This is a genomic window from Streptomyces sp. AA4 (genome assembly GCF_000158875.1).
Classification (GTDB): domain Bacteria; phylum Actinomycetota; class Actinomycetes; order Mycobacteriales; family Pseudonocardiaceae; genus Amycolatopsis.
This window is the reverse complement of the sequence record NZ_GG657746.1, coordinates 4,655,840-4,682,811: the sequence shown is the minus strand read 5'-3', so window position 1 is coordinate 4,682,811 and position 26,972 is coordinate 4,655,840. Positions and strand designations below refer to the sequence as shown.

General features: G+C 70.5%; 25 protein-coding genes and 1 tRNA gene. 24 read left to right on the top strand and 2 right to left on the bottom strand.

What is annotated here, in order from left to right:
- The first annotated feature begins 131 nt into the window (after window positions 1-131).
- From SSMG_RS21540 to SSMG_RS21445, 20 genes are all read left to right on the top strand, one after another.
- Window positions 132-203: transfer RNA gene (locus SSMG_RS21540), tRNA-Val, on the top strand.
- A gap of 473 nt (window positions 204-676) precedes the next feature.
- The gene (locus SSMG_RS21535) at window positions 677-1,558 is read left to right on the top strand and encodes a TauD/TfdA family dioxygenase (protein WP_009079415.1); all 882 of its coding nucleotides are present in this window, start codon (window positions 677-679) and stop codon (window positions 1,556-1,558) included.
- A gap of 33 nt (window positions 1,559-1,591) precedes the next feature.
- Entirely contained in the window at window positions 1,592-2,803 is a 1,212-nt protein-coding gene (locus SSMG_RS21530) for a cytochrome P450 (RefSeq protein ID WP_009079412.1), read from the top strand.
- A 50-nt stretch (window positions 2,804-2,853) separates the two neighbouring features.
- Window positions 2,854-4,023 (top strand): cytochrome P450, encoded by a 1,170-nt coding sequence (locus tag SSMG_RS21525; RefSeq protein ID WP_050788247.1) that lies wholly within the window; start codon window positions 2,854-2,856, stop codon window positions 4,021-4,023.
- Window positions 4,020-4,577, top strand: a complete 558-nt coding sequence (locus tag SSMG_RS21520; protein ID WP_009079408.1) for an FcoT family thioesterase — start codon at window positions 4,020-4,022, stop codon at window positions 4,575-4,577. Before SSMG_RS21525 ends, SSMG_RS21520 begins: the two co-directional genes overlap by 4 nt.
- Window positions 4,555-4,956 (top strand): acyl carrier protein, encoded by a 402-nt coding sequence (locus SSMG_RS21515; protein WP_050788246.1) that lies wholly within the window; start codon window positions 4,555-4,557, stop codon window positions 4,954-4,956. The genes SSMG_RS21520 and SSMG_RS21515 overlap by 23 nt, the downstream gene beginning before the upstream one ends.
- A 49-nt stretch (window positions 4,957-5,005) precedes the next feature.
- Window positions 5,006-11,365 (top strand): type I polyketide synthase, encoded by a 6,360-nt coding sequence (locus tag SSMG_RS21510; protein WP_078560831.1) that lies wholly within the window; start codon window positions 5,006-5,008, stop codon window positions 11,363-11,365.
- A gap of 4 nt (window positions 11,366-11,369) precedes the next feature.
- On the top strand, window positions 11,370-12,818 hold the full coding sequence (locus SSMG_RS21505) for a polyketide synthase (protein WP_050788245.1): 1,449 nt from the start codon (window positions 11,370-11,372) through the stop codon (window positions 12,816-12,818).
- 23 nt (window positions 12,819-12,841) lie between these two features.
- Entirely contained in the window at window positions 12,842-14,410 is a 1,569-nt protein-coding gene (locus tag SSMG_RS21500; RefSeq protein ID WP_037714413.1) for a long-chain-fatty-acid--CoA ligase, read from the top strand.
- A gap of 22 nt (window positions 14,411-14,432) precedes the next feature.
- On the top strand, window positions 14,433-15,281 hold the full coding sequence (locus tag SSMG_RS21495) for an alpha/beta fold hydrolase (protein WP_009079399.1): 849 nt from the start codon (window positions 14,433-14,435) through the stop codon (window positions 15,279-15,281).
- Window positions 15,282-15,309: 28 nt separating this feature from the next.
- Window positions 15,310-15,597 carry an acyl carrier protein gene (locus SSMG_RS21490; RefSeq protein ID WP_009079398.1) on the top strand — a complete coding sequence of 96 codons (288 nt, stop codon included), beginning with the start codon at window positions 15,310-15,312 and terminating at the stop codon, window positions 15,595-15,597.
- 1 nt (window position 15,598) lies between these two features.
- On the top strand, window positions 15,599-16,840 hold the full coding sequence (locus SSMG_RS21485) for a beta-ketoacyl synthase (RefSeq protein WP_009079396.1): 1,242 nt from the start codon (window positions 15,599-15,601) through the stop codon (window positions 16,838-16,840).
- Complete coding sequence (locus tag SSMG_RS21480; protein ID WP_009079394.1) at window positions 16,837-17,847, top strand: beta-ketoacyl synthase N-terminal-like domain-containing protein; 1,011 nt, start codon at window positions 16,837-16,839, stop codon at window positions 17,845-17,847. Before SSMG_RS21485 ends, SSMG_RS21480 begins: the two co-directional genes overlap by 4 nt.
- A complete protein-coding gene (locus SSMG_RS42510) occupies window positions 17,823-18,173 on the top strand; it encodes a MaoC/PaaZ C-terminal domain-containing protein (protein ID WP_009079392.1) in 351 nt (116 codons plus the stop codon). Before SSMG_RS21480 ends, SSMG_RS42510 begins: the two co-directional genes overlap by 25 nt.
- A complete protein-coding gene (locus tag SSMG_RS21470) occupies window positions 18,170-18,583 on the top strand; it encodes a 3-hydroxyacyl-ACP dehydratase FabZ family protein (RefSeq protein WP_009079390.1) in 414 nt (137 codons plus the stop codon). Before SSMG_RS42510 ends, SSMG_RS21470 begins: the two co-directional genes overlap by 4 nt.
- Complete coding sequence (fabG, locus tag SSMG_RS21465; protein WP_009079388.1) at window positions 18,580-19,320, top strand: 3-oxoacyl-ACP reductase FabG; 741 nt, start codon at window positions 18,580-18,582, stop codon at window positions 19,318-19,320. The genes SSMG_RS21470 and fabG overlap by 4 nt, the downstream gene beginning before the upstream one ends.
- A 144-nt stretch (window positions 19,321-19,464) precedes the next feature.
- Window positions 19,465-20,112: a TetR/AcrR family transcriptional regulator gene (locus SSMG_RS21460; protein WP_009079386.1), complete on the top strand. Its 648-nt coding sequence runs from the start codon at window positions 19,465-19,467 to the stop codon at window positions 20,110-20,112.
- Window positions 20,113-20,157: 45 nt separating this feature from the next.
- The gene (locus SSMG_RS21455) at window positions 20,158-21,390 is read left to right on the top strand and encodes a cytochrome P450 (RefSeq protein WP_050788243.1); all 1,233 of its coding nucleotides are present in this window, start codon (window positions 20,158-20,160) and stop codon (window positions 21,388-21,390) included.
- On the top strand, window positions 21,390-22,826 hold the full coding sequence (locus SSMG_RS21450) for a DHA2 family efflux MFS transporter permease subunit (RefSeq protein WP_050788242.1): 1,437 nt from the start codon (window positions 21,390-21,392) through the stop codon (window positions 22,824-22,826). Before SSMG_RS21455 ends, SSMG_RS21450 begins: the two co-directional genes overlap by 1 nt.
- Before the next feature lie 21 nt (window positions 22,827-22,847).
- Window positions 22,848-23,786, top strand: coding sequence for a beta-ketoacyl-ACP synthase III (locus SSMG_RS21445; protein WP_009079384.1), 939 nt, complete (start codon window positions 22,848-22,850; stop codon window positions 23,784-23,786).
- A gap of 14 nt (window positions 23,787-23,800) precedes the next feature.
- On the opposite strand, the gene SSMG_RS21440 is transcribed toward SSMG_RS21445, so the two are convergent.
- Together SSMG_RS21440 and SSMG_RS45470 are read right to left on the bottom strand one after the other, a co-directional pair.
- Entirely contained in the window at window positions 23,801-24,619 is an 819-nt protein-coding gene (locus tag SSMG_RS21440; protein WP_009079382.1) for an AfsR/SARP family transcriptional regulator, read from the bottom strand.
- Window positions 24,620-25,251: 632 nt separating this feature from the next.
- Window positions 25,252-25,392 (bottom strand): hypothetical protein, encoded by a 141-nt coding sequence (locus SSMG_RS45470; protein ID WP_158688059.1) that lies wholly within the window; start codon window positions 25,390-25,392, stop codon window positions 25,252-25,254.
- 298 nt (window positions 25,393-25,690) lie between these two features.
- Here SSMG_RS45470 and SSMG_RS46280 point away from each other — a divergent pair, with 298 nt between their 5' ends.
- From SSMG_RS46280 to SSMG_RS21425, 4 genes are all read left to right on the top strand, one after another.
- Window positions 25,691-26,128: a nitroreductase family deazaflavin-dependent oxidoreductase gene (locus SSMG_RS46280; protein WP_009079381.1), complete on the top strand. Its 438-nt coding sequence runs from the start codon at window positions 25,691-25,693 to the stop codon at window positions 26,126-26,128.
- Window positions 26,122-26,262 carry a hypothetical protein gene (locus SSMG_RS46275; RefSeq protein ID WP_199785950.1) on the top strand — a complete coding sequence of 47 codons (141 nt, stop codon included), beginning with the start codon at window positions 26,122-26,124 and terminating at the stop codon, window positions 26,260-26,262. Before SSMG_RS46280 ends, SSMG_RS46275 begins: the two co-directional genes overlap by 7 nt.
- Window positions 26,244-26,495 carry a hypothetical protein gene (locus SSMG_RS46270; protein WP_037714410.1) on the top strand — a complete coding sequence of 84 codons (252 nt, stop codon included), beginning with the start codon at window positions 26,244-26,246 and terminating at the stop codon, window positions 26,493-26,495. Before SSMG_RS46275 ends, SSMG_RS46270 begins: the two co-directional genes overlap by 19 nt.
- A 91-nt stretch (window positions 26,496-26,586) precedes the next feature.
- Entirely contained in the window at window positions 26,587-26,799 is a 213-nt protein-coding gene (locus tag SSMG_RS21425; RefSeq protein ID WP_037714408.1) for a hypothetical protein, read from the top strand.
- Window positions 26,800-26,972 lie beyond the last annotated feature (173 nt).

Genomic DNA, 26,972 nt, shown 5'->3' with positions numbered 1-26,972 from the left:
GCCCGCGCAAGGCCTCGGTTAGCTCGGGGTTGTTCGGACGGTATTCGCAGGCAGACGCGCTGTAGTCGGCGCAAACCACCCGTTTGCAGGCCCCCGAAAGTCGTGGGGTAGTCTGGACCGGCACCGCGAGCGGGCGATTAGCTCAGCGGGAGAGCGCTTCGTTCACACCGAAGAGGTCACTGGTTCGATCCCAGTATCGCCCACAGTTCGCCCGAAGGTCCGCCGACAGGTCTGTCGGCGGACCTTCTGCGTTTCCCGGGACGATCCGCGTCCCGTCCCTGCGGCCCCGGAAATCGATATCCCGGGCACTCGTCCCGCCGATCGGGATTCCCGCGCACCGAAACGGCGAGCCGGAGGCAATTTCACGCGCTTTTCACCTCACTTTCCGGTTGTCGCTCCTGTCCGCTCCACGGTATGTGCGGCAGCAATTTAAGCGCTCCTTAACCGGGTCTTTTGAGTCCGCTGATAGGGTGGTGGAACTGGTGGGAAATAAATGGCTGTCCGGGGTCGTCCGCGGCGCGCTCCGGTCTGCCCTGTGCACTGTCCGTGCCGAGGTCAGCCGACGCGGTTCCGGCTACCCGCGGACGGGATTAGCGCTGTTTTAGCCGCATTTATCAAGCTGCTGCTAACGTTGCCGACGATTGCGATATTGAGGGGCGGTAGGGCTGTGCGTGAAATGGTCGTCAGCAAGCAGGCTGACGCGAAATTCGGCGTCGTCGTCGAAGGATTCGACGCGACGACCGCGACTTCCGAGGAATTCGCCGAACTGAAGCGCCAGGTGTACGAGAACAAGATCGCCGTGCTCAAGGACCAGAAGCTCTCGCCCGACGAGTTCGTCGAGATGGGCAAGCGGATGGGGGAGCCGTCCTCGTACTACGAGCCGGTCTACCACCACCCGGACAACCCGCTGATCTTCGTGTCGTCGAACGTCCCGAAGGACGGCAAGCAGATCGGCGTGCCGAAGACCGGCAAGTTCTGGCACGCGGACTACCAGTTCATGGACAAGCCGTACGGCCTGACGCTGATCTACCCGCAGGTCGTGCCGCAGAAGAACCGGGGCACCTACTTCATCGACATGGGCGCGGCCTACGAGGGCCTGCCCGAATCGCTGAAGCAGGAGGTCGCCGACGCGGTCGCCGTGCACAGCCCGCGCCGGTTCTTCAAGATCCGCCCGAGCGACGTCTACCGGCCGGTCGGCGAGCTGCTGGCCGAGATCGAGGAGCGCACGCCCGAGGTCCGCCACCGCGCGGTCGTCAAGCACCCGGTCACCGGCGAATCGGTGCTCTACGTCAGCGAGGGCTTCACCACCGGCCTCGAGGACGCGAAGGGCGAGGAGATCCGCGGCGACCTGCTGAGCAGGCTGCTCGACGCGGTCGGCCAGCTGGACACGACCTTCGAGCACGAGAACATCCACCTGCAGCGCTTCTCCGAGGGCGACATGCTCGTCTGGGACAACCGCAGCCTGGTGCACCGCGCGCTGCACACCGTCACCCCCGAACCCGCCGTGTCGTTCCGGGTGACGCTCTACGACGAGCACCCGTTCGACGCCGGAGCCTGACCCGCCGTGCCCGCTTCCACCGAAGAGGAATCCATGACGAGCAAATGCCCGTTCGGCGGGGACGCCACCGCCCCGGTCTTCGACGCGGACTACTTCGCCGACCCGTACACCCGGTACGAACAGCTCCGGGAGGCCGGCCCGGTCCACCAGGTCTGGCTGCCCGAGGGCATGCCCGCGTGGCTGGTCACGCGCTACGACCTGGTCGGCGAGCTGCTGAAGGACAAGCGGCTCGTGCGCAACCGCGAGCACGCCAACGAGAGCTACCAGAACGAACTGCTGCCGCAGGCGGTGCGGGAAGGCAACCTCCACATGGAGGACGGGGCGCTGCACACGCGGCTGCGCCGGTTCATGAACTTCGCCTTCACGCCCAAGCGGATCGACGCGCTGCGGCCGCGGATGAGCAAGGTCGCGGACGAACTGCTGGAGGCGTTCGCCACGGCCGGCGGCGGCGACCTGATGACGGCGTTCGCCGAGCCGATGCCGATCGCCATCATCGTGGACATCCTCGGCATCCCGGCCGACATGCACGGCGACTTCCACACGTGGAGCGACATGATCATGTGCGGCGTCCTGGAGGACGCGCACCAGGCGGGCCGCAACCTGATCGAGTACACCCACCAGCTGATCGAGCGCAAGCGCGCCGAACCGCTCGACGACCTGCTGTCGCACTGGGTCCACGGCAAGGACGAGGAAGGCAACGGCCTCAACGACAACGAGATCGTCGGCATGACCTTCTTCCTCCTGCTCGGCGGCTACGTCACCACGTTCGGCTCGTTCGGCACCGCCGTGCTCGGCCTGCTGGCCCAGCCGGAGAAGGCCGCCCAGCTGCGCGCGAACCCGGACCTGCTCCCGGAGGCCGTCGAGGAATTCCTGCGCTGGGACGGCTCGGCGCAGAACTCCATGCGGCGCTTCGCGATCGAGGAGATGGAGATCGCCGGGGTCCGCATCCCCAAGGGCGACACCGTGATCCTGTCGCTGGGCTCGGCCAATCGCGACCCGCGCCATTTCCCGGACCCCGACGTGCTCGACTTCGAACGCGAGGACAAACAGCACTGGACCTTCGGCCGCGGCCCGCACCACTGCCCGGCCAAGGAACTCGCCCGGATCGAACTGCAGATCATGATCGGCAAGCTGCTCGAGCGCTTCCCCGACCTGTCGCTGGCGGTGCCCGCGGAGTCGATCGAATGGCGTCCGAACTACATCTTCCGCGCTCCGCGCACGCTGCCGGTGTCGCTCCGCCCGTGAACCCGACGAGGTCTGACATGCCGAGCAAATGCCCAGTCCACGCACTTCCCGTGCCGTTCGACGAAGGCTACTTCGCCGATCCCTATCCCACCTACGCGAAACTGCGCGAAGACGCGCCGATCCACCGCGTCTGCCTGCCCGAGGGCCCGCCGGTCTGGCTGGTCACCCGCTACGACGACGTCGCCGAGCTGCTGAAGGACCGGCGCCTGGTGCGCAACCGCCGGCACGCCAACAGCGACTACGAGAGCGAACTGCTGCCGGTGCTCGTGCGCGAGGGCAATCTGCACATGGAGGACGGCGAGCTGCACACGCGGCTGCGCCGGTTCATGAACTTCGCCTTCACGCCCAAGCGGATCGCCATGCTGCGCACCCGGATCGAGCAGGAGACCGACCGCCTGCTCGACGAGATCGAAGCGCGGGGCGGCGGCGACCTGATGCACCTGCTCGCCGCGCCGCTGCCGATCCAGATCACCATCGACCTGCTCGGCATCCCGCGCGACATGGGCGGGAACTTCCGCGGCTGGAGCGACGCGATGCTCGGCGGCGTGATCGAGGAGGCGCGCACCGCGGGCAAGCAGCTGATCGAGTTCATCTACCAGCTCGTCGCCCGCAAGCGCGAGAACCCGGACGACGACCTGATGTCGCACTGGGTGCACGGCAAGGACGAGGAGGGCCACGGGCTCAGCGAGCAGGAGATGGTCGGCATGACCTTCTTCCTCGTGCTCGGCGGCTACGACACCACGGTCGGCTCGATGGGCAGCACGATCCTCGCCCTGCTCACCCAGCCGGACAAGGCGCAGCGGCTGCGGGAGCACCCGGAGCTGATCCCGGACGCGGTGGAGGAAATGCTGCGCTGGGACGGCTCGGCGCACAACGCCTTGCGCCGCTTCGCCGTCGAGGACATGGAAATCTGCGGCACGCAGGTCAAAGCCGGCGACACGGTGATCCTCAGCATCTCCTCGGCGAACCGCGACCCGGCCCGCTTCCCCGACCCGGACGTGCTCGACTTCGACCGCGAGGACAAGCAGCACTGGTCCTTCGGCCGCGGCGCGCACCACTGCCCGGGCAAGGAACTCGCGCGGATCGAGATCCAGATCATGGTCGAGAAGCTGCTGACCCGGTTCCCGGACCTCAAGCTCGCGATCGCGCGCGAGGAGATCGAATGGCGGCCGAACTACCTGATCCGCTCGCCGCGCAGGATCCCGGTGACCGTCCGATGAGGACGGACGAACACCCGGCCGGGCGGCTCGTGCGGTTCGACACCGACCACGAGCTGCTCGACCGGGTCCTGCGGGTGTACCGCGAACACTGCCGCTACCTCAAATTCGCCGAGACCACCGTGCCGCACGGGCCGGAGTCCGGCGAGGGGATTTCGGTGGCGGGGGAGTTCGCGATCCCCGAGTCGTGCTACATCGACGACACCGGGCACTTCAACGCGGTCGAGTTCAACATCTGCTACAACCAGATGGCCTACTACCTGATCGCCAAGGCGGTCCAGGACGGCCTGCACCCGGTTTTCGCGCGCTGGACCATCGACGACTTCTGGCGGCTGCAGCTGGGGAACATCCTGATCACCGACCTGAAGAGCACCTTCAAGCGCCAGATGCGCGGAAGGATGTTCGAGGGCCGGACCACCGTCGTCGACGTCGTGCGGCTCGACCAGGTCGAGCGCTGGGACCCGCTGATCGTCCTCCGCACGAAGTGCGAGTTCTGGGACGAGACCGGCGGAAACTGCCGAGGTGAAGTGAAGATTGCCATCTCCAATCCCGTCTGAGGAACGGCCGCGGGCCGTCGAAGAGCTGCTGGCGCTGCCGCGGCCGGACCGCCGGGACGCGCTCGAGACGCTGGTCTCGGCCGAGTTCCGGCGCGCGCTGCTGATGTCCGAAAAGGACGATCTGCCGCCCGACGAGAACTACTTCGCGCTGGGGCTGACCTCGTTGCGGGCGGCCGAGATCAAGCAGCGGCTCGAAGAAAAGCTCGGCTGCGAGCTGGACGCGTCGCTGCTGTTCGACAACGCGACCGTCCGCCAGGTCGTCGACTTCGTCGCCGAAGCGGTCCTGCCCGGGGCCGGTGCGCCCGCCGCGGCGGAACCGTCCGGGCCGGGGCACCGGCAGCTGGTCGATTCCCTGCTCGAAGACCTCTACGAACACTGAACTTTTAGGGAGCGCCGTCCCGCCGGGGCGGCGCGAGGGAGGGAGAACGGTGTCCGAGACCCGCGCCGAACGCGAGCAGGCGCTGCTGCGCGAGCTGCTGCTGGAGAAGTACGAGCCGATCGCCATCGTCGGGGTCGGCCTGCGCTTCCCCGGCGGCAGCACGACGCCGGCCGAGTTCGAGGAGTTCCTGCGGGACGGCCGTTGCGGCACCGGCCCGATCCCGGACGACCGGTGGGACGTGGCCGGGTACTTCTCGGCCGAGGGCACGGCGAAGGGCAAGACCTCGGCGTCGGGCGGCGGCTTCCTCGACCGGATCGACCGCTTCGACCCCGGGTTCTTCAACATCTCCCCGAAAGAGGCCCAGTACATCGACCCGCAGCACCGGCTGGGGCTCGAAACCGCGTGGGAGGCGCTGGAGGACGCCACGATCGACCCGTCCGCGCTGCGCGGGCGCAACGGCGGCGTGTACATCGGCATCTCCTGCTTCGACTACACGCTGGAGATCGGCGCGCTGGCCGACGACGAGCTGGACGCGTACGTGGGCACCGGCACCGCGCACAGCGCCCTGCCCGGCCGCATTTCCTACTTGCTCGGCTGGCGGGGCCCGAGCATCGCGATCGACACCGCGTGCTCGTCCTCGATCGTCGCGCTCGACCTGGCGGTGCAGGGCCTGCGCCGCGGCGACTGCGAGATCGCCATCACCGGCGGCGTGAACGCGATCCACCATCCGCTCAACCACATCGTGTTCTCCCAGGCCGGAATGCTGTCTCCGGACGGCAAGTGCAAGACGTTCGACGAGTCGGCCGACGGCTACGCCCGCAGCGAAGGCGCCGGGATGATCGTGCTCAAGCGGCTTTCCGACGCCAAGCGCGACGGCGACCGGATCCTCGCGCTGATCCGCGGCACCGCGGTGCGCCAGGACGGCGAGAGCGGCGGCTTGACCGTGCCCAACAGCGTCGCGCAGGAAGCCGTCATGCGCGCGGCGCTGGACCGCGCTTCGCTGAGCCCGGCCGACATCCAGTACGTCGAGGCGCACGGCACCGGGACCTCCCTCGGCGACCCGATCGAGATGCGCTCGATCAGCGGCGTGTTCGCTGAATCGCACACGCCGGAGAACCCCGTCGTCGTCGGCTCGCTCAAGACCAACATCGGGCACATGGAGGCCGCCGCGGGCATCGGCGGCGTCATCAAGACCGCGCTGCAGCTGCGGCACGGCCGGATCTACCCGCATCTGCACGTCGACCGGCCCTCCGCGCACATCCCGTGGGACCGCTCGCCGGTTTCGGTTCCGGAGACGACGACGCGGTGGGAGGCTCCGGTGCGCCGGGCCGTGGTCAACTCGTTCGGTTTCGCCGGGACGATCGCCTCGGCCGTGCTGGAGCAGACGCCGGAGAAGCTGCTCGCCCCCGCCGAGCCGGCGTCCGCGCGCGAGGGGGAGGGCGAGGTGTTCGTCCTGTCCGCCAAGAGCCCGAAGGCGCTTCGCTTGCAGGCAGCCAAATACCGCGACTTCCTCGCCCAGACGCCGGACGTGCCGCTGCGCGACGTCTGCTACACCGCCGCCGTCGGCCGGGCGCATTTCGACGAGCGGCTGTCCGGGGTCGTGTCCAGCCGGGAGGACCTGCTCGCCCTGCTGGCCGCCGAACCCGCGGCGGCGACGGGGGAGACGTACAAGGTCGCGATGCTGTTCACCGGCCAGGGCGCCCAGTACCCGGGCATGGGCCGCGCGCTGTACGAGCGCTATCCGGAATTCCGGGCCCACGTCGACGAATGCGACCGCCTGTTCGCCCGGCACCTCGGAGTGTCCGTGCGGGACTTGGGTTTCGGCTCCGACCGCGAACCGCTCGACCGGACCGAATTCACCCAGCCCGCCCTGTTCACCGTCGAGTACGCCATGGCGAAGCTCTGGATCGGCTGGGGCGTCGAGCCGAGCGTGCTGATCGGGCACAGCATCGGCGAGGTCGTCGCCGCCGCGGTCGCCGGGCTGTTCTCGCTCGAGGACGCGGTGCTGCTCGTCGCGGCGCGCGCCCGGCTGATGCAGTCGGTCTCGGCGCCGGGCGGCATGGTGTCGGTCGCGCTGCCCGCCGCCGAACTGGAGCCGCTGCTCGCCGGGTACTCGGACCTGGCGATCGCGGCGGTCAACGCGCCCGGGCTCTGCGTGGTCTCCGGCGGCGAGGAATCGCTCGCCAAGGTCGTCGAGCAGCTGGCCGCGCGCGAGGTGAAGGCCAAGCCCCTCGCCGTTTCGCACGCGTTCCACTCGCCGCTGATGCGCGAGGTCTTCGCCGACTTCGCCGCGGCCATCGCGGGCATCGAATTCCACGAGCCGGACCGCACCCTGATCTCCAACGTCACCGGCGCGGTCGCGTCGCCGGAGCTGTTGTCGGACCCGCAGTACTGGGTCCGGCACATCGGCGAGCCGGTGGACTTCGCCGCGGGCATGGCGGCGATCGCGGCCCGCGGCAGGCACGCGTTCGTCGAGGTCGGCCCGGCGGGCACGCTGCTCGGCCTCGGCCGCCGGTGCGTCGACCCGGGCGAGCACCTCTGGCTGGCCAGCATGCACCCCGACGACGCGACCGGCGAGGTGCTCAAGAAGTCCGTCGCCGAGCTGTACCGGGCCGGGCTTTCCCTGTCCTGGGCGGGTTATTACCGCGGCCGGGAAGGCCGCCGCGTCACGCTGCCGGCCTACGCGTTCGACCGGCGGCGGTACTGGCTGCCCGCGTCCGCCGGGCGCAAGCAGGACGGCGGCGGAGCGAGCGCGCACCACCCGCTGCTCGGCGTTCCGGCGCGGGGCGAGGGCAGCGTCCGGGAATTCCGCACGACGCTGAGCCCCGGCCGTCCCGGCTACCTGCGCGACCACGTCGTGATGGGCCAGTTCGTGGTCCCCGCCGCCGCGTTCGTCGAGGTGCTGCTGGCGGCGCAGGACGTCGTGTTCGGCGAGACCGGCCGTCCGTTGCGGGACATCGGGATCCACGAGCCGCTGATCGTGTCCGACGAATACGAGGTCGAGGTTCGCACACTGGTGTGGCCGGACGAAAACGGCTGTGCCGCGGTCGAGATCTTCAGCCGGGTCGCGGGCGAGGACGGCGGCATCGAGCGCAAGCACGTCACCGCGACCATCGACGCACCCGCCGACGCGTTGCTGCCCGAACTCGCGGCGGCGTCGGCCGAACTGCGCGAACGCGCGGCCGCGGTAGTGGACGCCGAACCGGTGGCCGTCGTGCCCGAAGACCTCTACGCCGACTTCGACGACCTCGGGCTGTCGTACGGTCCCGAGTTCGCGCGGATCACCTCGCTGACGCGGGAAGGCGACCGTGTTTCGGTAGCCGCGCTGCGCGGGCACGACACCGGCGCGGGCGAGTACCTGCCGCCGTTCTTGCTGGACAACGTGATCCAGTCGGTCGCCGGGGTGCTCGACGACGGCGAGAGCTACCTGCCGGTCGGCTTCGGCACCCTGCAACTGCTCAAGAAGCCGAAGGGCGAGACGCTGCGCAGCCTGCTGCGCATCACCAGCGACGACCTGACCAGCCGGGACCTGACCGCCGACATGCTGCTGCTCGACGGGGACCGGGCGGTGTTCGTCGCGCGGGGGCTCGCGTTCCGGCGCGTCGCCGCCGGGCCGAACGAGCAGCGGCGCGGGCTGTTCCACGAAACCCGGTGGGTCAAGCGTTCTCTCGTGCGCACGTCCCGGGCCGAGCCGCGCGACGTCGTCGTGGTCAACCGGTCCGCGGCGCAGTTCGATTCGCTCGCCGAGCCGTTGCGGGCAGCGGGGATCCGCGTGCGCTACGCCGCGGACGCGGCCGGCGTGGCGGCGTTGTACGCCGAGCGCACGCCGACGGACGTCTGCTGGTTCTGGCGGCCGGCCGCCGGGGGCATGCTGCCCGAGGAGGCCGAGCGCAACTACTCCGACCTTCTGTCTACTTTGGACATTCTGCAGCGCCGCTCGTTCGGGCAGGGCCAGCGATTCTGGCTGGTGACCGAAGGCGCTCAGCAGCTGCCGGGCGATGCCGAGGACGTCTCCGTGCCGCCGCTCGCGGCGTCGCTGTGGGGCTTCGGCCGGTCGCTGTGGTCGGAAAGCCCGGCCTATCGGCCGACCCTGGTCGACGTCGTGGAGGGCGACTACGCACCGCTGATCGCGGAGTGGCAGCTGGCCGAGGCCGACGAGTTCCAGGTCGCCTACCGCGACGGGATCCGGCACGTGCGCCGGATCCGCGCGCTCGACGCGGCCGGTCCGCGCGACGACAACTTCGCCCTGGTCCCGGGCAAGGACGGCGAATTCGCCGGGATCCGGCGCGCGCCGGTCGAGGACGAACCGCCCCAGGGCGCCGAAATCCAGGTCCGCGTGCACGCCGCCGGGATCAACTTCAAGGACGTGCTCAACGCCCTGGGCCTGCTCGCCCAGCACGCCGCCGACACCGGAGCCGAGTACCGCGAACTGCCGCTCGGCTTCGAGGGCGCGGGCACGGTGGTCGCGGCCGGTCCGGAGGCGGAGTTCGCGGTCGGCGACGAAGTGATCGTGAGCCACCTCGGCTGCATGCGCCGCCGGGTGACCGTGCCGTCGGAAATGGCGGTGCGCAAGCCGCCGAACCTCGGGTTCGCGGAGGCCGCCGGCGTGCCGACGGCGTACGTGACCGCGTACTACTCGCTGCACACGCTGGCCGGGATCAAGCCGGGCGACCGGGTGCTCGTCCACGCCGCCGCGGGCGGGGTCGGCCAGGCGGCGGTCGCGCTGGCCAAGCTCGCCGGTGCGGAAATCTACGCCACGGCCAGCCCCGGCAAGCACGATTTCCTTCGCGCGCAAGGCATCGAGCACGTGCTGAACTCGCGCACGCTGGAGTTCGGCGACCGGATCCGGGAGCTGACCGGCGGCCGCGGCGTCGACATCGTGCTCAACAGCCTCAACAAGGACTTCATCCCGGCGGGCCTCGGCGTGCTGGCCGAGGGCGGCCGGTTCGTGGAGCTCGGCAAGCTGGGCATCTGGTCGGCCGAACAGGTCCGCGAGGTGCGGCCGGACGTCGGCTACCACAACTTCGACCTCAGCGAGTTCCCCGAGGCGGAGCTGCGGCGGATCAGCAAGGACATCCTCGAAACCGTGGCCGGCCTGCTCACTTCCGGGCAGATCGCGCCGATCGCGACGACCGCGTACTCGCTCGACGAGATCGAGGAGGCGTTCGGCGTGCTCAGCCGGGGCGCGAACGTCGGCAAGCTGGTGCTGGACTTCGCCGAGCGCCCCGGGATCGGCTCCGGCCCGGGCGTCGCCCTGAGCCCGGACGAGACGTACCTGATCACCGGCGGTCTCGGCGCGCTCGGCGTCGTCACCGCCCGGAAGCTGGTCGACGAGGGCGCCCGGCACCTGAGCCTGGTCAGCCGCCGGGAACCGGACGCGCGAGCGATCGCGGATCTCGCGCAGCGGCTCGGCGAGGACGTGCGGGTCGAGTTCTACCGGGGCGACATCGCCGACGCGGCGGACGTCGGCCGCATCGCCGAGGCGATCGGCGCGGCGGGCCGTCCGCTCGGCGGGATCGTGCACGCGGCGGGCGTCCTCGCCGACGGGCCGATCTCGGCGATGACGTGGGAGCAGATCGACCGGGTCTTCCGGACGAAGGTCTACGGCACCTGGCTGCTGCACGAGATGGCCGCGAAGTTCCCCGAGCTGAAGTTCTTCGTCGGCTACTCGTCGATGTCCGCCGCGCTCGGCCCGGCGGGCCAGGCGAACTACGCGGCGGGCAACACGTTCGTCGACGCGGTGATGACGCGGCGGGCGGCGGCCGGGCAGGCGGGGCTGAGCGTCGGCTGGGGCCCGTGGGCCGAGGTCGGCATGGCGGCGAGCCTGACCGAGCAGATGATCCGCGGCATCGAGGGCCAGGGTCTGCGCTTCCTCAAGCCGAGGGCCGGGGCCAGGGCGCTCGGGAAGCTGCTCGGGCAGCCGGTCTCCGAGGTCATGGTCGGCGAGGTCGAATGGGACCGGTTCGTCCCGTCGCGCCCGGCGGCCAACGCGTTGTTCCGGCTGGTGGCGCGGACGGCCACGGTGGCCGACCGCTCGGTCGACCTGGACGCGCTGCGGGCGCTGCCGAAACTCGAGCGGCGGGCGGCGATCAACGAGGCCGTGCGCGCGCGGATCGCGGACCTGCTGCGGTTCGACGACGCCGGCGACATCTCGCCGCAGGCGAAGTTCATGGAACTCGGCGTCGACTCGCTGATGGCGGTGGAGATGAAAAACGCGCTGGAGTCGGCGTTCCGCGTCTCGTTGCCGACTTCCGTGGTCTTCGACTACCCGTCGGTGGCCGTGCTCGCCGCGTTCGTGGACGAGCAGCTCGTCCCGGAAACGGCGGCCCCGGATGCCGGGACCGGCGCGGTCGAGACCATGCCGGACGCGGAGATCGACGCCGAACTCGCCGCGCTGCGGGGGATGTGAGCCGGTGAAGGAGTACATCGACTCGCTCGAGCGGCTGCCGCACAAGCAGCTGGTGATGCTGCTCGCGCGGCAGCGGCTCGCCGCCACCCAGGACATTTCGGTGGTGGGCATGGGATTGCGGTTCCCCGGCGAGCTCGACGGCCCGGACGCGCTGTGGTCGGCGCTGCGGGAGGGCCGCGTGGTGTTCGAGGACCAGCCGGAGGTGCCGCTCGACAGCACCGGCCGCCCGCGCTGGAACCTCGACGCGGAAGACCTGCGGCCGTACGCGGATCTGCTGCGCCGGGGTTCGTACCTGTCCTCGATAGACGTCTTCGACGCCGAGCGCTTCGGAATCGACGAGGAAGAAGCGAAATACCTGGACCCGCAGCAACGGCTTCTCGTCACCTGCGCGGCGGAAGCGCTCGCCGACGCCGGGCTCGACGACGTGACCGGTGTACGGGCGGGAGTCTTCGCGGCGGTCAGCACGGTGGAGTACAACTTCGCCGCGCTGCGCAACGGCGTGGGCGAAGACCGGCTGTCCGCCCACATGGGGCCGGGCAGCGCGCTGAGCGCCGCCGCCGGCCGGATCGCCGTCTGCCTCGGGCTCGACGGGCCCGCGTTCACCGTCGACACCGCGTGCTCGTCCGCGCTGACCGCGCTGCACCTCGCGTGCGCGTCGCTGCGGGCGGGCGAATGCGACGTCGCGGTCGTCGCCGCGGCTCACCTGCTGCTGGCCCCGGGCACCTTCGGGGTGTTCGCGAAGTCGGGCATGCTCTCGCCGACCGGGCGGTCGCGGCCGTTCGACGCGTCGGCGGACGGCTACGTCCGCGGCGAAGGCTGCGGGGTCCTGGTGCTGCGGCGCAAGCAGGACGCGGAAAAGGCGTACGCGGCGATCAAAGGCACCGCCGTGTACCAGCACGGTTCCCGCGACACGATCTCCCGGGTGTCGGGCACCGGACAGGCCCGGGTGATCCAGCACGCTCTGCGCGCGGCCGACGTCGAACCCGAGCAGGTCGGATACGTCGAGGCGCAGGCGAACGGCGTCCGCTTGGCCGGCGTGATCGAGGCCGAGGTGCTCGCCGACGTCTACGGCCGCAAGGGCGCCGGCCGTCCGCCGTTGCTGCTCGGCTCGGCGAAGGCGAACCTCGGGTACCTCGAAACGGTGTCCGGGATGGCCAGCCTGATGAAGGCCGTGCTCGCGGTCCGCGCCGGGGAAATTCCGCGCCAGGCAGGGGTTTCCGTGCCGGACCCGGACGTGGCGTGGGCGCGGCTGGGCCTGGAGATCCCGCGCGAGGGCACTCCGTGGCCGGACACCGGCGGCCGCCGGTTCGCCGCCGTCAGCTCGTTCGGGTTCACCGGGACCTACGCGCACGCGATCGTGGCGTCCGTGCGCGACGAGGAGACCGCCGCCGGTTCCGGAGCCGCCGTCCGCACCGGCCGGAGCTACTGGCCTGAAACGCATCGCTGGTCATGACCGGACAGGAGCGAACTTCCCCCATGTACTACGGCGAGCTGCAGACCCTCGACGCGACGGTCGCGTTCCACGCCCGGAACCGGCCCGACCAGGTCGCGATCCGCTGCGAGGACCGCGAGGTCACCTACGCGCAACTGCACCGCGGCAGCAACCGCATCGCCCGCGCGCTGCGGGCGGCGGGGGCCGGGCCGGGCGCCCGGGTGGTCTACCTCGGCCGGGATTCCGAGCACTACTACCGTCTGTTGTTCGCCTGCGCCAAGGCGGAAACCGTGCTGGTGCCGGTCAACTGGCGGCTCACCGCGGGCGAGACCGAGCACGTGCTGCGCGATTCGGGCGCGCACCTCGTCTTCGCCGAGCGCGATTTCCTCACCGTGGTCAAGGAAGCGGGCAAGGACCTGGCGGCACCACCCGAGGTCATTGCCGTCACCGCTTCCGACCCCGACGGCGGTCTCGACGATTGGGCGCGCGACGCCTCCGCCGAGGACATCGACGGCACGGCCGACCCGGACCGCCCGATCGTGCAGATGTACACGAGCGGGACCACGGGTCTGCCCAAGGGCGTCGTGCTGGCGCACCGCAGCTTCTACGCGGTCCGCGACGCGCTCGCCGGAGCGGACCTCGACTGGATCGACTGGCGGGAGGGCGACGTCAGCCTGCTCGGGGTGCCGGGGTTCCACATCGGCGGCCTGTGGTGGGCGCTGCAGGGTTTCCACGCGGGCATCACGAACGTCGCACTGCGCACGTTCACCAGCGCCGACGCGGTGCGCCTGGTGCGCGAGCACCGCGTCACGACCATGTGCGTCGTCCCGGCGATGCTGCAGATGATGCTCGCCGAGCGCGCGGTGACCGACGCGGACTTCGCGAGCGTGCGGAAGGTCGTCTACGGCGGCTCGCCGATCGGGGAGCGGCTGCTCGCGGAGGCCATCGAGCGGATCGGCTGCGAGTTCGCGCAGATCTACGGCCTGACCGAGTCCGGCAACACCGCGGTCTGCCTCCCGCCGTCCGAGCACGTCGCCGGGGGACCGCGGATGACCGCGGCGGGCCGCCCGTACCCCGGGTTCGCGCTGATGATCAAGGACGACGCCGGGAACCCGCTGCCCGCGAGGGAGATCGGCGAGGTCTGGATCCGCACCCCGGGGCACCTGCTGGAGTACTGGGGACAGCCGGAAGCCACGGCCGAGACCCTCGTGGACGGCTGGCTGCGCACCGGGGACGCGGGCTACCTCGACGAGGAGGGCTTCCTCTTCATCTGCGACCGGATCAAGGACACGATCATCGTCGCGGGCGAGAACGTCTACCCGGCCGAGGTGGAGAACGCGCTGGGCAAGCACCCGGCCGTGACCGAGGCCGCCGTCGTCGGCGTCCCGGACGAGCGGTGGGGCGAGGCGGTGCACGCCTTCGTCGTGCTCGCGCCCGGGGCCGAGGCGAGCGCCCGCGAGCTGACGGTCTTCCTTTCCGGGCGCCTCGCCGGGTTCAAGACACCGACCAGTTACGAGTACGTCGACCGGCTGCCCCGCAACGCCAGCGGAAAAATCCTGCGGCGGCAGCTCAGAGACTCCTTCTGGCAGGACGCCGCTCGTAAGGTGAATTGACCGGCAACCGGAAGGAAACACGGTGAACTCGTTGACTGCCATCAAGTTCGGGCTGAACGCCGCGGCCGCGGTATCGCCGAGCCTCGCGGGGAAACTGGCATTCCCGCTTTTCGTGCGCACGGGCGCCCGCGCCAAGGTGCGCCCGCCCGAACAGGCGGTGCACGACGCCGCCGACGCCGAGCGGATGCGCGTGGACGGCAAGGAACTCGCCGTCTACCGCTGGGGCGACAGCGACCGGCGGGTCCTGCTCATGCACGGCTTCGACAGCCGCGCCTCCAGCTGGGCCGCGCTCGTCCCGGGCATTCTCGAACTGGGCATGTCGGCGGTGGCGTTCGACTCCTTCGGGCACGGGGATTCCGAGGGCGACCGGTCGACGATCGTCGACACCGCGAGCGCCGCGCGGGCGGTGGCCGCGAAATACGGGCCCTTCCGCGCGGTCGTCGCGCACTCCTTCGGCGGCCTCTGCGCCTACCACGCGCTCCGCACCGGCGTGCCGGCCGACCGGCTCGTCACCATCGGGGCGGTGTGCGATTTCGGGTACCTGCCGGTGCTGTTCACCGGGCGGCTGGGGCTCGGCGGCAAGGTCGCCGACGACCTGCGGCGGCGCAGCGAGCAGTACTTCGCGCCGGAAGAGGACATCTGGAACCGGTTCTCCGCGACCTACCGCGCGGACGAGGCCAAGTGGCCGCTGCTGGTGATCCACGACGACAAGGACAAGGAAATCCACGTCTCGCAGGGGCGCAAGATCGCCGAGACGTATCCGCGGGCCGAATTCCTGGAGACCTCCGGGCTCGGGCACCGGCGGATCCTCGGCGACGGCGAGGTCGTCGCCAGGACGCTCGAGTTCATCGCCCGGGGCGAAACCGGGTGACGGGAAGAAAACCAGGGAAAGGGGACCGATGACCACGGGGCACGAGGACGGCGGGATCGACGCCGGGATCCGCGACGAGATCCGCCGGATCGTCGCCGACATCGTCGAGGTCGACGTCGAGGAAATCGGCTGGAACAGCCATTTCTGGGACGAGCTGAAGGCGGATTCCCTGCAGGGGATCGAAATCCTGTCGGCGCTGGAGCGCAGGTTCCGGATCACCATCGAGCAGTCGGCGCTGGCGGTGATGCACGACGTGCAGAACACCTACGAGGTGGTCGTGGCCGCGCTGGCGGCCGCCCGGGCCGGAGCGCGCTGACATGCCGGAGAACCGCTCCGGCCGCGAGCCGGTCGTCGTCACCGGGCTGGGGATCGTCAGCAGCATCGGCACCGGGGTCGGCGAGTTCGCGGACGGGTTGCGGGAGGGGCGCTCCGGCGCCCGCCCGATCACGGCGTTCGACATCGAGGGGTTCGCGCACACCACCGCGTGCGAGGTCCCGGACTTCGAGCCGGAGCGGTGGCTCGCGCGGCTGGCGCCCGGCGACCTCGGCCGGGCGACCCAGCTCTCGGTCGCCGGCGCGCGGATGGCGCTCGGCGACGCGGGCCTGACCGAGGAGCAGGTCCGCGACCGGCGGGCGCTGGTGGCGATCGGGACGACCTACGGCGAGTCCGGCGAACTCGACCGGATCGTGCGCGGGCAGGTGGCGAGCGGCTCCGACGACGTCGACGCCGCCGCCGCGCTCCGGTCGTCGTCGAGCCGGCTTTCGGTCGACGTCGCCCGGGAACTGGCGCTGACCGACGTCGAGGCGGTCACCATCCCGACCGCGTGCGCGGCGGGCAACTACGCCATCGGATACGGGTTCGACGCGGTCGCCGGCGGCGAGGCCGACATCGCGCTGTGCGGGGGCGTCGACGCGTTGCTGCGCATGACGTTCGTGACGTTCTACCGGCTGGGCACGATCGCGCCGGAGCACTGCCAGCCGTTCGACCGGGACCGCAAGGGCATCCTCACCGGCGAGGGCGGCGCGGTGCTGGTGCTGGAGACGCTCGGCTCCGCGCTCGCCCGCGGCGCGCACGTCTACGCCGAGGTGCTGGGCTACGGCCTGGCGTGCGACGCCCACCATCCGGTCGCGCCGGACCAGTCCAGCGTGGCCCGGTGCATCCGGCAGGCGCACCGGAACGCGGGCATCGAGCCCGGCGAGGTCGACTACATCTCCGCGCACGGCACCGGGACCAAGGCCAACGACGTGATCGAGGCGGCCGCGATCAAGCAGGTGTTCGGGCCGGAGCCGCCGCCGACGTCGTCGATGAAGTCGATGCTCGGCCACAGCATGGGCGCGGCGAGCGCGCTGGCCGCGGCGGGCTGCGCGCTGGCGCTGGAGAACGGGTTCATCCCGCCGACGGTCAACTTCTCCGAGCCCGACCCCGAGATCGGCATCGACTGCGTGCCCAACACGGCGAGGAAGGAAGAACTCCGGGTGGTCCAGAACAATTCGCTCGCCTTCGCCGGCAACGACGCGGTGCTGATCCTCGGCAAGCACGAGCAGAGCGGACGGCGATGACCGCTTCAGCCACTTCGGTGATCACCGCGTGGGAGACGTATTCCCCGCTGGGGCACGGCGCGCAGGCCCACCTTTCCGGCCTGCGCGAAGGCGACGGGAAGCGCGCCGCGGTCGCGGACTTCGACGTGCGCGAGATCCTCGGCAAGAAAGGGACGCGGGCGATGGACCGGGCCGCGGGACTCGCGGTCGCGACGACCGGCCTGCTGCTGGACAAGATCGGCCGCGAGCGGTACGCGGCGGACGACCTCGGCCTGGTCCTGGGGGCCAACGACGGGGTCCAGAGCGCGATGGAGTTCCTCCGCGACACGTGGACCCGGGACAAGCCCTACGACGTCGACCCGGCGCACGTGCCGAGGACCCTGATGAACTTCGCCGCCGGGCAGTGCGCGATCTGGCACGGGATCAAGGGACCGAACACGACGATCTGCGGCAGCCACGCGACCGGGTTGCTGACCTTGAACTACGCGCGCCGGATGCACGGCAACGGGCACGCGAAAGCGGTCGTCTGGGGCGCGGTGGAGGAGCTGTCGCCCGGCCGGCGCGCGGTCGAGGCGGCCCGCTCGGCCGGGTCGGACCCGGCCGAGGGCTGCGTGATGTTCCTGCTCGAAGCGCCCGAAGCCGTCGGCGGCGACCGCCGTGCGCTGGCCGAGGTCCTCGCGGTGGACTTCGGGGTCTACCCCGAACCGGACGGGATGCAGTCCGCGCTCGCCGCCAGCCTCCGCCGGGCCTTGCGGAAAGCGGGGGTCGACGCGGGCGAGGTCGGTGCGGTCGTGCCCGCGGCTTCGCCGAGCCGCGGCGCTCGGGAACGCGCGGCCGTCGGCGAGGTCCTGCCGGACGCGCAGGTGCGCACGAGGAGCGCGGAACGCTTCGGCGACACCGGGGCGGCTTCGGCCGCGTACCAGCTCGTCGAACTGCTGGCGGAACCGGGAGAACCGGGCCGGATCGGCGTGGTGACCACGTCGGACGCGGAAGGACGGGTGGGATGCGCGGTCTTCCGGAGCTGCTGACGCCGTTCGAGTGGCGGTTCGCCCGGGTCGGCCCGGACACGGTGCGAACCAGCGTCGACTCGAACTCCGCGGTTTTCGCCGGCCACTTCCCGGAGCGGCCGGTCGTGCCCGGCGTATGCCTGATCGACCTGGTGCGCCAGGCCGCCGCGGAACTGGGATTTCCGGTGCCGCCCGGGCTTGACGTCGCGCGGGCCCGGTTCGTCGACGCGGTGCGGCCGGGCGACGAGCTGGAGACGACCGTCTCCGCGGGACCGGACGGGCAGCTGACCGGCGCCGTGCGCAGGCGGGGCGAGCCCGTCTGCCAGATCCGGTTCGCCGCGCCGTGACCGGCCTGCACGACCTGCTTCCGCACCGCGACCCGATGCTGCTGCTCGACGAGATCACGGCGGTCGAGCCCGGCGTCCGGCTGGCGGCGCGCTGGACGGTCGCGGCGGACCGGCCGTGGTGCCGGAACGGGGCCGCGCCGTACCTGCTGCTCGAGTCGTGGCTGCAGGCGAGCGCGGCGCTGGCGTGCTGGGAATCCCCGCAGGCGGACGGAGAAGTGCTCGTCGCCGGGCTGCGCGACGTGCGGGCGGTGCGCGGCGCGGCGCCCGGCGAGGCGATCGAGCACCGCGTGGAACTGGTGCGCGGCGTGACCGGGTCGGCGATCTGCGCGGGCACGGCCTTGATCGGCGACGAGACAGTGCTGTCCGTCGGACAGGCGACAATCGGTTTCGGGAACAGGACGGGACGATGACACAACGCCCGGTGGCTTTGGTGACCGGCGGTTCGCGGGGGATCGGGCGCGCCGTCGTGCTCCGGCTCGCGCGGTCCGGGCATGACGTGGCCTTCTGCTATCGCTCGCGCGCGGACGACGCGGCGGAGGTCGAAAAGCTGGCGGCCGAATGCGGCGCCGCCGCGCTGGCCTGCGCGGTCGACGTGACCGACGCGCAAGCCGTGCAGGAGTTCGTCCGGCGGGCCGAAGGAGAACTCGGCCCGGTCGAAGCGGTGGTGACCTCCGCGGGCATCACGCGCGACCGGCCGGTGGTCGCGATGTCCGACGACGACTGGGGTTCGGTGTTCCGGACCAATGTGGACGGAACGTTCTTCGCGTGCCGGGCCGCGGTCTTCGGGATGATGAAGCGCCGTTCCGGGGCCGTGGTCACGCTGTCGTCGATCGCCGGCCGGGACGGCCAGGCCGGGCAGGCCAACTACGCGGCGGCCAAGGGCGCGATCGCGGCGTTCACGAAGACGCTGGCCAAGGAAGCGGGCCGGTACGGCATCCGGGCGAACACGGTCGCTCCCGGCTACATCGAGACCGAGATGACGAGCGCGATGTCCCAGGACGTGCTCGACAAGGCCGTGCCCCGGATCCCGCTCGGGCGGCTGGGGACCGCGGAGGAGGTCGCGGACCTGGTCGAGTTCCTGGTGTCCGGGCGCTCGGCGTACGTGACCGGCCAGGTCTTCGCGATCGACGGCGGCCTGGTGCTGTAACAGAGCCCCGCCAAGGAAAAGCCGCCGGAAACGGCTCGCGCCGCGCCCCCTCCGGGCGCGGCGTTTCCGTGCGTCCGGCTGTCTGGCACGAACGATCGTTCGCATGCTAGCCTGACGCTACGTTCAAGATCGGGGGGGCGAGTGGTGAGCACCAGTGCGTCGGCTTCGCGAGAGGCGGGACTGAGCTCCCGGGAGCTGGTATTGCGGCGGGCGATCGACCTGGCGTCGCTGGAGGGTCTCGACCGGCTCACCATCGGCAGGCTCGCCGGGGACCTGCGGCTCAGCAAAAGCGGCCTCTTCGCCCTCTTCGGGTCGAAGGAACGGCTGCAGCTGGCGGTCATCGAAGGCGCGCGGGCGTTCTACGTCGAGCACATCATCCTGCCCGCGCAGCGAGTTCCCTCGGGCACTCGCCGGCTGCTCGCGCTGATCGAGCGGTTCCTGCTCAACTCCGAAGAACACTGGCTGCCGGGCGGCTGCTTCTTCACGCCGGTGGCGCACGAGTTCGATTCGCGCCCCGGCCCGATCCGGGACGCGATCGCCGCGCTGATCCAAGAGGGCAACGACGTCCTCGCCCAGCAGATCCGCGTCGCGGTGGCCAAGGGCGAGCTGCGCGCCGACACCGACGTCGCGGAGCTGGCTTTCGAACTCCAGGGGCTGCTGTTCGCGGCCAACCTGCACGGCCAGCTCGGCCTCCCGGACGCGTTCGCGCGGGCGCGTTCCCTTTCCCGCAAGGCGTTGCGCGGCCACGCGGCCGACGACGGCGCCTTCGCGCGGCTGCTGGCCGAATCCTGATCTTCCCGACGGCGAATCATCGTGACTTCACAAAGGCGGGGCTAGATGCAGAACACCTCTGAGCTGCCGGTGCTCGACGACCTGGTCAGGTCCGCGAAGGGCCCGTGGTGGGAGTGGATCCCGGACATCGGAAGGCAGCACCGGTTCAGCCGGCTCGGCGGCATGGTCCTGGTGCACCGGTACGAGGACTGCTGGGAGGTCCTGCGGGACCCGGCGCGGTTCCGGGAAGGCGTTTTCGCGGCGATCAAACGGCTCGAGGGGGTCGACCCGCGGTTCGTCGAACGCCGCAGCAAGTCCCTCCTGTCGCTGGAGGGCGAGGACCACCAGCGCCTGCGCCGGCTCGCGCTGCCGGTGTTCCGCGCCCCGCTGATGGATCCGCTGCGCCCGCGGATGCGCCGGATCTTCTCCGACATGGTCGACGCCGCCGCGTCCGGCGCCCCGCTCGACGCCGTGTCCGCGCTGACGCGGCAGTACCCCCTGTCGGTGATCTGCGCCGTTCTCGGCGTCCCCACCGACGATCTGGAGTTCTTCTCCGAAATCGCCGAGGCTCAGGTCAGCGGGCTGAGCGGGTCCCCGGACACGTTCCCGGCCGCGATGCGCGCCTACGACGAACTCGACCGGTACCTGACCGAACTGCTCCAGCAGCGCCGCGAGCGCCCGACCGACGACCTGCTGTCCAATCTCGTCCGTGCGGAGGAGAACGGCGACCGGTTCAGCCGGGAGGAACTGATCTCCCTGGTGTCCACGCTCCTGGTGGCCGGGACCGACACGACCCGGACCACCCTGGCCAGCGTCATCTACCTGTTCGCCAAATACCCGGAGCAGTGGGACGACCTGGTCGCCAACCCGGAGCTGGTGCCCAGCGCGCTCGACGAGGTGATGCGCTTCGCGCCGACCGCGTTCGTGATCAAGCGGATGGCGCTGGCCGACGTCACCCTCGGCGGCCTGGACATCCCGGCCGGAACCGAGGTCGCGACGCTGGTGGTGATGGCCAACCGCGACCCGGACGTCTTCGCCGACCCGGACCGGTTCGACATCCGGCGGGTGACGCGGCGGCCGAACCTCGGGTTCGGCGCGGGCTACCGGCACTGCATCGGCAACGCGCTGGCCAAGGCGGAACTCGAGGAGGCGCTGAAGGTGCTCGTCGAACGGTTCGAGCGCATCGAGCCGGCCGGCGCGCCGTCGTGGCGCCGTCCGGACAACATCCAGGGCCCGACCGCGCTGCCGGTCCGGCTGATCCCGCGCGCCGCGGACCGGCAGCCCGAAACGGTGTCGTGATGACGGATCCGATTTCCGCGGGGCAGGCGGCCGGTTCCCGCACCGTGCTGCTCTTCGCCTCGGCGGCGACCTTCGTGGCGTTCCTCGACGTCACGGTCGTGAACGTGGCTTTTCCCGATCTGCGGGCGAGTTTTCCCGACGTTCCGGTGTCGTGGCTGACCTGGGTCGTTACGAGCTACACGGTCTTGTTCGCGGCGCTGTTGTGCTCCTCGGGACGGCTGGCCGACGTGATGGGCCGGCGCAAGCTGTTCAGCAGCGCGACCGCCGCTTTCACCGCTGTCTCGCTGCTGTGCGCGATCGCGCCCAACGTCGAGCTGCTCGCGGTTTTCCGTGCGCTGCAAGGCGCGGCGGCGTCCGCGATGATCCCGTCCGCGCTCGGTCTCGTGCTGGCCGAAAGCCCGCCGGAGAAACGGGCCGCGGCGGTCGGCACCTGGGGCGCGGCCGGCGCGATCGCCGGGCTCGTCGGCCCGGTGCTCGGCGGCGGGCTCGTGGAGGCCTTCGGCTGGCGCGCGGTGTTCCTGATCAACATCCCGATCGGCATCGTCGTGGTGTACGGCACGCTGCGCACGGTCCGGCGCGACCAGCCGGTCAAGCAGGCGCTGCCCGACCCGGTCGGCACCGTCGCGATCACCGTCGGGGTCGGGGCGTTCGTACTGGGCTTGTCCGAGGGTGAACGCTGGGGCTGGGGGAGCGTCGCCACGGTGGCGACCGTCCTCGGCGGCGCGGTGGTCACGGCGCTGGCGCTGCTGCGTTCGCGGCGGCATCCCGCGCCGGCGGTGGAACTTTCGCTGTGGCGCAGCCACGCTTTCGCGCAGACCAACGTGATCGCGGCGTTCTTCGGCGCCGCCATGTACGCCGTGCTGCTGAGCAGTCCGTTGTTCCTCACCGGGATCTGGCATTACTCGGTGTTCGAGGCCGCGCTCGGCGTGACCCCGGGCGCGGTGACCTCCGCGGTCGCCGCGATCGCGGTCGGCCGGTGGGTCAGCCCGCACGGCCGGCTGCTGATGATCGTGTTCGGCTCGCTGCTGGTGGTCGCGGTGACGCTGTGGATGACCTTCGGCCTCGGCTCGGAGCCGCAGTTCCTCCTGGTGTGGCTGCCCTGCAGCCTGCTGAGCGGGCTCGGGATGGGCGCGGTGCTCACCGGGCTGGCCAGCATCGCCGCGGGTTCGCTGCCGCCGGCCAGTTTCGCCGCGGGCAGCGGGCTGCTGATGGCGGCGCGGCAGGTCGGCGGCGCGCTCGGCATCGCCGCGGTGGCCGCGATCCTGAGCGTGGGCGGCAACCAGACGCTGGACGCGCTGCTCTCGGTGTTCGGATTCTGCGCGATCGTCAGCGGCGTGGCCGCGGTGTTCGGAATCCTGCTTTACCTGCGGGTGCGCGCGCGGCGCCCCGCTGCCGCCGCCGCGGAGAAACAGCAAGCGGACGCGCGACCCAGCTGACGAAGGAACATCGGAGGACCCATGCCTGGTTCGCGAGTGCTCTCGGCCGGTTACTACCAGCCGGAGAAGGTGCTGACCAACAACGACATCGCGCAGATGATGGACACCAGCGACGAGTGGATCCGCACTCGCGTCGGCATCCGGACGCGCCACATCGCGGACCCCACCGAGACCGTGGACGAGATGGCCGCCCACGCGGCCCGGTCGGCGCTGGAGCGCGTGGCGCTCCCGGCCGCGGAGATCGACGCGGTGATCGTGGCGACGACCACGGCCCTGGACCGGTCGCCGAACGTGTCCGCGCGGGTCGCGGCCAAGCTGGGCATTCCGTGCCCGGCCACGCTGGACGTCAACGTGGCGTGCGCGGGCTTCTCGCACGCGCTCGCCGTCGCGGACCAGGCGATCCGCGCCGGATCGGCGACGAAGGCCCTGGTGATCGGCGTCGAGCGGCTGACGGATTTCGTCGACTGGAAGGACCGGTCGGTCAGCGTCCTGGTCGGCGACGGCGCGGGCGCGGTGGTGGTCGAGGCGACCGACGAGCCGTCGATCAGCCCGGTGGTCTGGGGATCCGTTCCGGAACTGGGCAGCGCCGTCCGCATCGAAGGCGTCCCGGGCAAGTTCGAGCAGGAGGGCCAGACCGTTTTCCGCTGGACCACCACCGAACTGCCCGGGATCGCGCGGAAAGTCTGCGACCGGGCGGGGGTCGCGCCCGAAGACCTCGACGCGGTGGTGCTGCACCAGGCGAACCTGCGGATCGTGGAACCGGTGGTGCGCAAGCTCGGCGCGGTGAACGCGGTGATCGCCCGGGACGTCGTCGACTCGGGCAACACCTCGGCGGCGAGCATTCCGCTGGCGCTGGCGAAGCTGGTGGAGCGCCGGGAGGTGAAGCCCGGCGCGCTGACCTTGCTGCTGGGGTTCGGCGGCGGCCTCGCCTACGCCGGGCAAGTGATCCGATGCCCGTGACCGGCGAGGCCGCCTCACGCGCTGAACGATCTCTCGCCGGTCAGCAGCCGGACGCTGTCGCCGTGGTTGAGAATGCCGTCGCGATTGAGCACCCGCTGGTGGAGCTCCTGCATTTCCACGGCGGGCTCCATGCCCAGCCGCTCGATCAGCCGGGTCCGGAGCCGCGCGTACACGGTCAGCGCCTCGGCGGTCCGGCCGGACCGGTAGAGGCCGATCATGAGGTAGCCGTGGAAATTCTCCCAGTGCGGATGCTGGTCGACGAGCGACTGCAGTTCGCCGACCGCCTCGTGGTGGTGGCCGAGCCGGAGGTCGATGGACAGTTTGCGTTCGATCGCGGCGAGCCGCCGCTCCTCGATCCGCTTGGCGAAGTGGTGCAGCATCGGGCCGCCGCGCACGTCGGCTAGCGCGTCGCCGCGCCACAGGCTGAGCCCTCGGTTCAGCTGCGCGGACGCGGCGGGCAGGTCGCCGGCGAGTTCGGCTTCCCGCGCTTCCTCGAGCCGGAGGCGGAACAGGGAGAGATCGACGTCGTTCCCGGCGGTCTGCAGCACGTAGCCCGGCTGCCGGGTCAGCAGCATGCTCCGGCCGGAGCCCTTCGTCACCGGGCAGTTCAGCAGATGCTTGCGCAACTGCGAAACGTAGACGTGCATCGCGGTGGCCGCGGTGCGCGGCGCCTCGTGCGGCCACAGCTCCTGGATCAGCTGGGAGACCGGGACGACGTTCCCGGCATTGATCACCAAAGCCGCGAGCAGGGTGCGCAGTTTCAACGGTTTCGGCGTGTGGTCCGCACCTCTTTCGTCCAGCAAGCCGAGCGGGCCTAAGACAGCAAACCTCATGCGGTTCATCCCCCAAGAAACATCGAGATCCGTCGCTGGCGCGTCGCTTTTTCACCTTCCCCAGCGGGCGCGCGCCGATGATCGAATGCGTTCCCGGTTCCGATTATACGCGACTGCCGGGGCGCCGGGGCCACACTGCGCCCGACTTCCGTCGGAAAAAATACCGCGCCGGCCCGGACGATTGCCACGTTATTATCCGGCGGCCAGTCAGCCGCCGGATGCGGGCAGTCGGCATTTTCATGATCAGCGCGGGCGGGAGAAGCGTCGTCGGCCGAGGCGGATGCCGTCGGACGCGGTGCTCCTGTTGGCGTAATCGCTTGTCTCGCCGGGGATTCGGGCGGGGATCCGTCGACTTGTGGCGTGGTTCGCCGCGCGGTCGAAAAGAGATGTGCGGCTAGGGGAATTTGCTTGAATAAGCCCCTTTCGTAGTTCACTTGAGACTGTCGAGCAGGTTTTTCGGTCGGACGAACGGGAGAGTCCAGTGTGCTCCCGGTATTCACGTGCATCGTCCGTCCACATGGGAACGTCGCGGTGCTCTTGTTTGCCGGAGGAGTGCCAGGTGAAAATATTCTCGAAAACTTCAGGAGGTGCGAGGAAAAATTCTGGATAATGCTGGTGGCTATCTCGCGATATCAGGAAACTTCCCTCGGCAACCGGCACTGCCCGCGCGACGGTTTTCCCCGGCAGGCCTGGATGTCGCGCATGATCAGCACGCCGCGCTGGTCGGCGGGCAGCGCGGCGGACAGGCGTTCGACCTCCAGCCTGCTCGACACGTCTTCCTCAGCGGACGGCCCCGCCTCGTCCCGCGCCGCGCCGCCGCGACGGCCGCCCGGCGAAAGGATTCAGCCTTCGCCGCCCGAGGTTCGGAAGCTGTGCTAACTTGGCCGGGTGCCCCGGATGGGCCTATGCATGGAGGTAGCGGCTAACCAGCCAGCACAGAGATCGGGCTCTCCGTCTCTCGCAGTTCCGCGGATCCGTCGAACGGATCGCTGCGCCGTGCCTGTCCTGCGGGGTCTTCGCGCGTCCCGTCCTGTGCTTGACGCCTCCTTTCCGGAAACCGAAAGGAAATGAGTGAGCAACGATTTTTCCCGCCGGCTGATCGCCGAGTTTCGCGCGAACGACGGCGTGCTGGGCGGCATGTTCGAGGGATGGTCGCTGGCAGTGCTGACGACCACCGGCGCGAGAACCGGCCTGCGCCGCGAGGTGCTTCTCGGCTATCTGGAGATCGACGGCGCCGGGGTGGTCGTCGCCTCGGCGAACGGGGCGGACCGCAATCCCGCCTGGTACCACAACATCCGGCGGAATCCGAGAGTGACCGTCGAGACCGGCGGCGACCCGTATGAGGCGATGGCGGCTATTCCGCAAGGAGCTGCGTACGAGAGGCTTTTCGCGCAAGTCCTCGCACAAGCTCCGGGCTACGGCGATTACCAGGCGAAAACGACCCGGCGGATTCCGGTGGTCGTACTGCACCGGATTGATGAGCGAGTCAACGGCATGGGCGATTGCTGATCGAAGCGCACCAATGGTTCCGCGCCGAATTGCGGACTCTGCGGGAGCAAGCGGACAACCTGGCCGACGGCAGCGCGACGACGATCGTCGGCCGGTACCGGATCTGGCTCAGGAAATGCGCACGCACTGCCTGAGCTTCTGCACCGCCCTGCGACGGCACCACGTCGGCGAGGACTCGACGGTGTTTCCTTCGCTGGCCGAGCAGTTCCCAGCGCCGGCCCCGGTCCTCGCGCAGCACCAGACGGCGGCGCGGCTGCGGACCAAATTGGAGCGTCTCGCGGGGGAGTTGGAGGCGCACTTCGCTCTGGAGGAACCGGCCGTGGTGACCGCGCTGAACGCCACGGCCGCGGCACCGCCGACGGCCTGAACCGGGACTCCGGCTCACGTCCCGGGCAAGTCGGACCCGGTGCGGCTGCGGATCGGATTGGAGCGTCTTGCGGGTGAGTCGGAAACAAGCTGTGGCGACCGCGCTCAACGCCACGGCGGCGGTGCCGCTGCGGATCGAACTCGATCGGCTCGCGGGTGAATCGCAGGCGCATTTCAACCTTGAGGACCAAGCCATGGCGACCGCGCTCAACGCCGCAACCGCAGCACCGCCGACAGCCTGCACCGAGCCCAGGCCCGCCGCGGTGTCCAGTGTGGACCTTGTTGCGAACAGAACACGGCGCTAGTCCGCGAGAAATGTGCGAAACAGGCCGCCCCGAATGGTTCAGACCAGGCGAACGGCCGTAAACCGGGCGCCGCTGCGCATTCCGGTGCGGAGTCGGCCGCGGGCAAGGGAAATCGGCGGGTCGGCGGAGTGCTTGTGCCCGAACGGCGGTTGGGCCGGGGGCACGCCTGGGTG

Excerpts from the sequence above, each read along its gene's own strand:
- SSMG_RS21535 (WP_009079415.1), top strand. The coding sequence starts at position 677 with ATGGTCGTCAGCAAGCAGGCTGACGCGAAATTCGGCGTCGTCGTCGAA.
- SSMG_RS21530 (WP_009079412.1), top strand. The coding sequence starts at position 1,592 with ATGACGAGCAAATGCCCGTTCGGCGGGGACGCCACCGCCCCGGTCTTC.
- SSMG_RS21520 (WP_009079408.1), top strand. The coding sequence starts at position 4,020 with ATGAGGACGGACGAACACCCGGCCGGGCGGCTCGTGCGGTTCGACACC.
- SSMG_RS21500 (WP_037714413.1), top strand. The coding sequence starts at position 12,842 with ATGTACTACGGCGAGCTGCAGACCCTCGACGCGACGGTCGCGTTCCAC.
- SSMG_RS21490 (WP_009079398.1), top strand. The coding sequence starts at position 15,310 with ATGACCACGGGGCACGAGGACGGCGGGATCGACGCCGGGATCCGCGAC.
- SSMG_RS21485 (WP_009079396.1), top strand. The coding sequence starts at position 15,599 with ATGCCGGAGAACCGCTCCGGCCGCGAGCCGGTCGTCGTCACCGGGCTG.
- SSMG_RS21480 (WP_009079394.1), top strand. The coding sequence starts at position 16,837 with ATGACCGCTTCAGCCACTTCGGTGATCACCGCGTGGGAGACGTATTCC.
- SSMG_RS42510 (WP_009079392.1), top strand. The coding sequence starts at position 17,823 with ATGCGCGGTCTTCCGGAGCTGCTGACGCCGTTCGAGTGGCGGTTCGCC.
- fabG (WP_009079388.1), top strand. The coding sequence starts at position 18,580 with ATGACACAACGCCCGGTGGCTTTGGTGACCGGCGGTTCGCGGGGGATC.
- SSMG_RS21455 (WP_050788243.1), top strand. The coding sequence starts at position 20,158 with ATGCAGAACACCTCTGAGCTGCCGGTGCTCGACGACCTGGTCAGGTCC.
- SSMG_RS21450 (WP_050788242.1), top strand. The coding sequence starts at position 21,390 with ATGACGGATCCGATTTCCGCGGGGCAGGCGGCCGGTTCCCGCACCGTG.
- SSMG_RS21445 (WP_009079384.1), top strand. The coding sequence starts at position 22,848 with ATGCCTGGTTCGCGAGTGCTCTCGGCCGGTTACTACCAGCCGGAGAAG.
- SSMG_RS21440 (WP_009079382.1), bottom strand. The coding sequence starts at position 24,619 with ATGAGGTTTGCTGTCTTAGGCCCGCTCGGCTTGCTGGACGAAAGAGGT.
- SSMG_RS46270 (WP_037714410.1), top strand. The coding sequence starts at position 26,244 with ATGCGCACGCACTGCCTGAGCTTCTGCACCGCCCTGCGACGGCACCAC.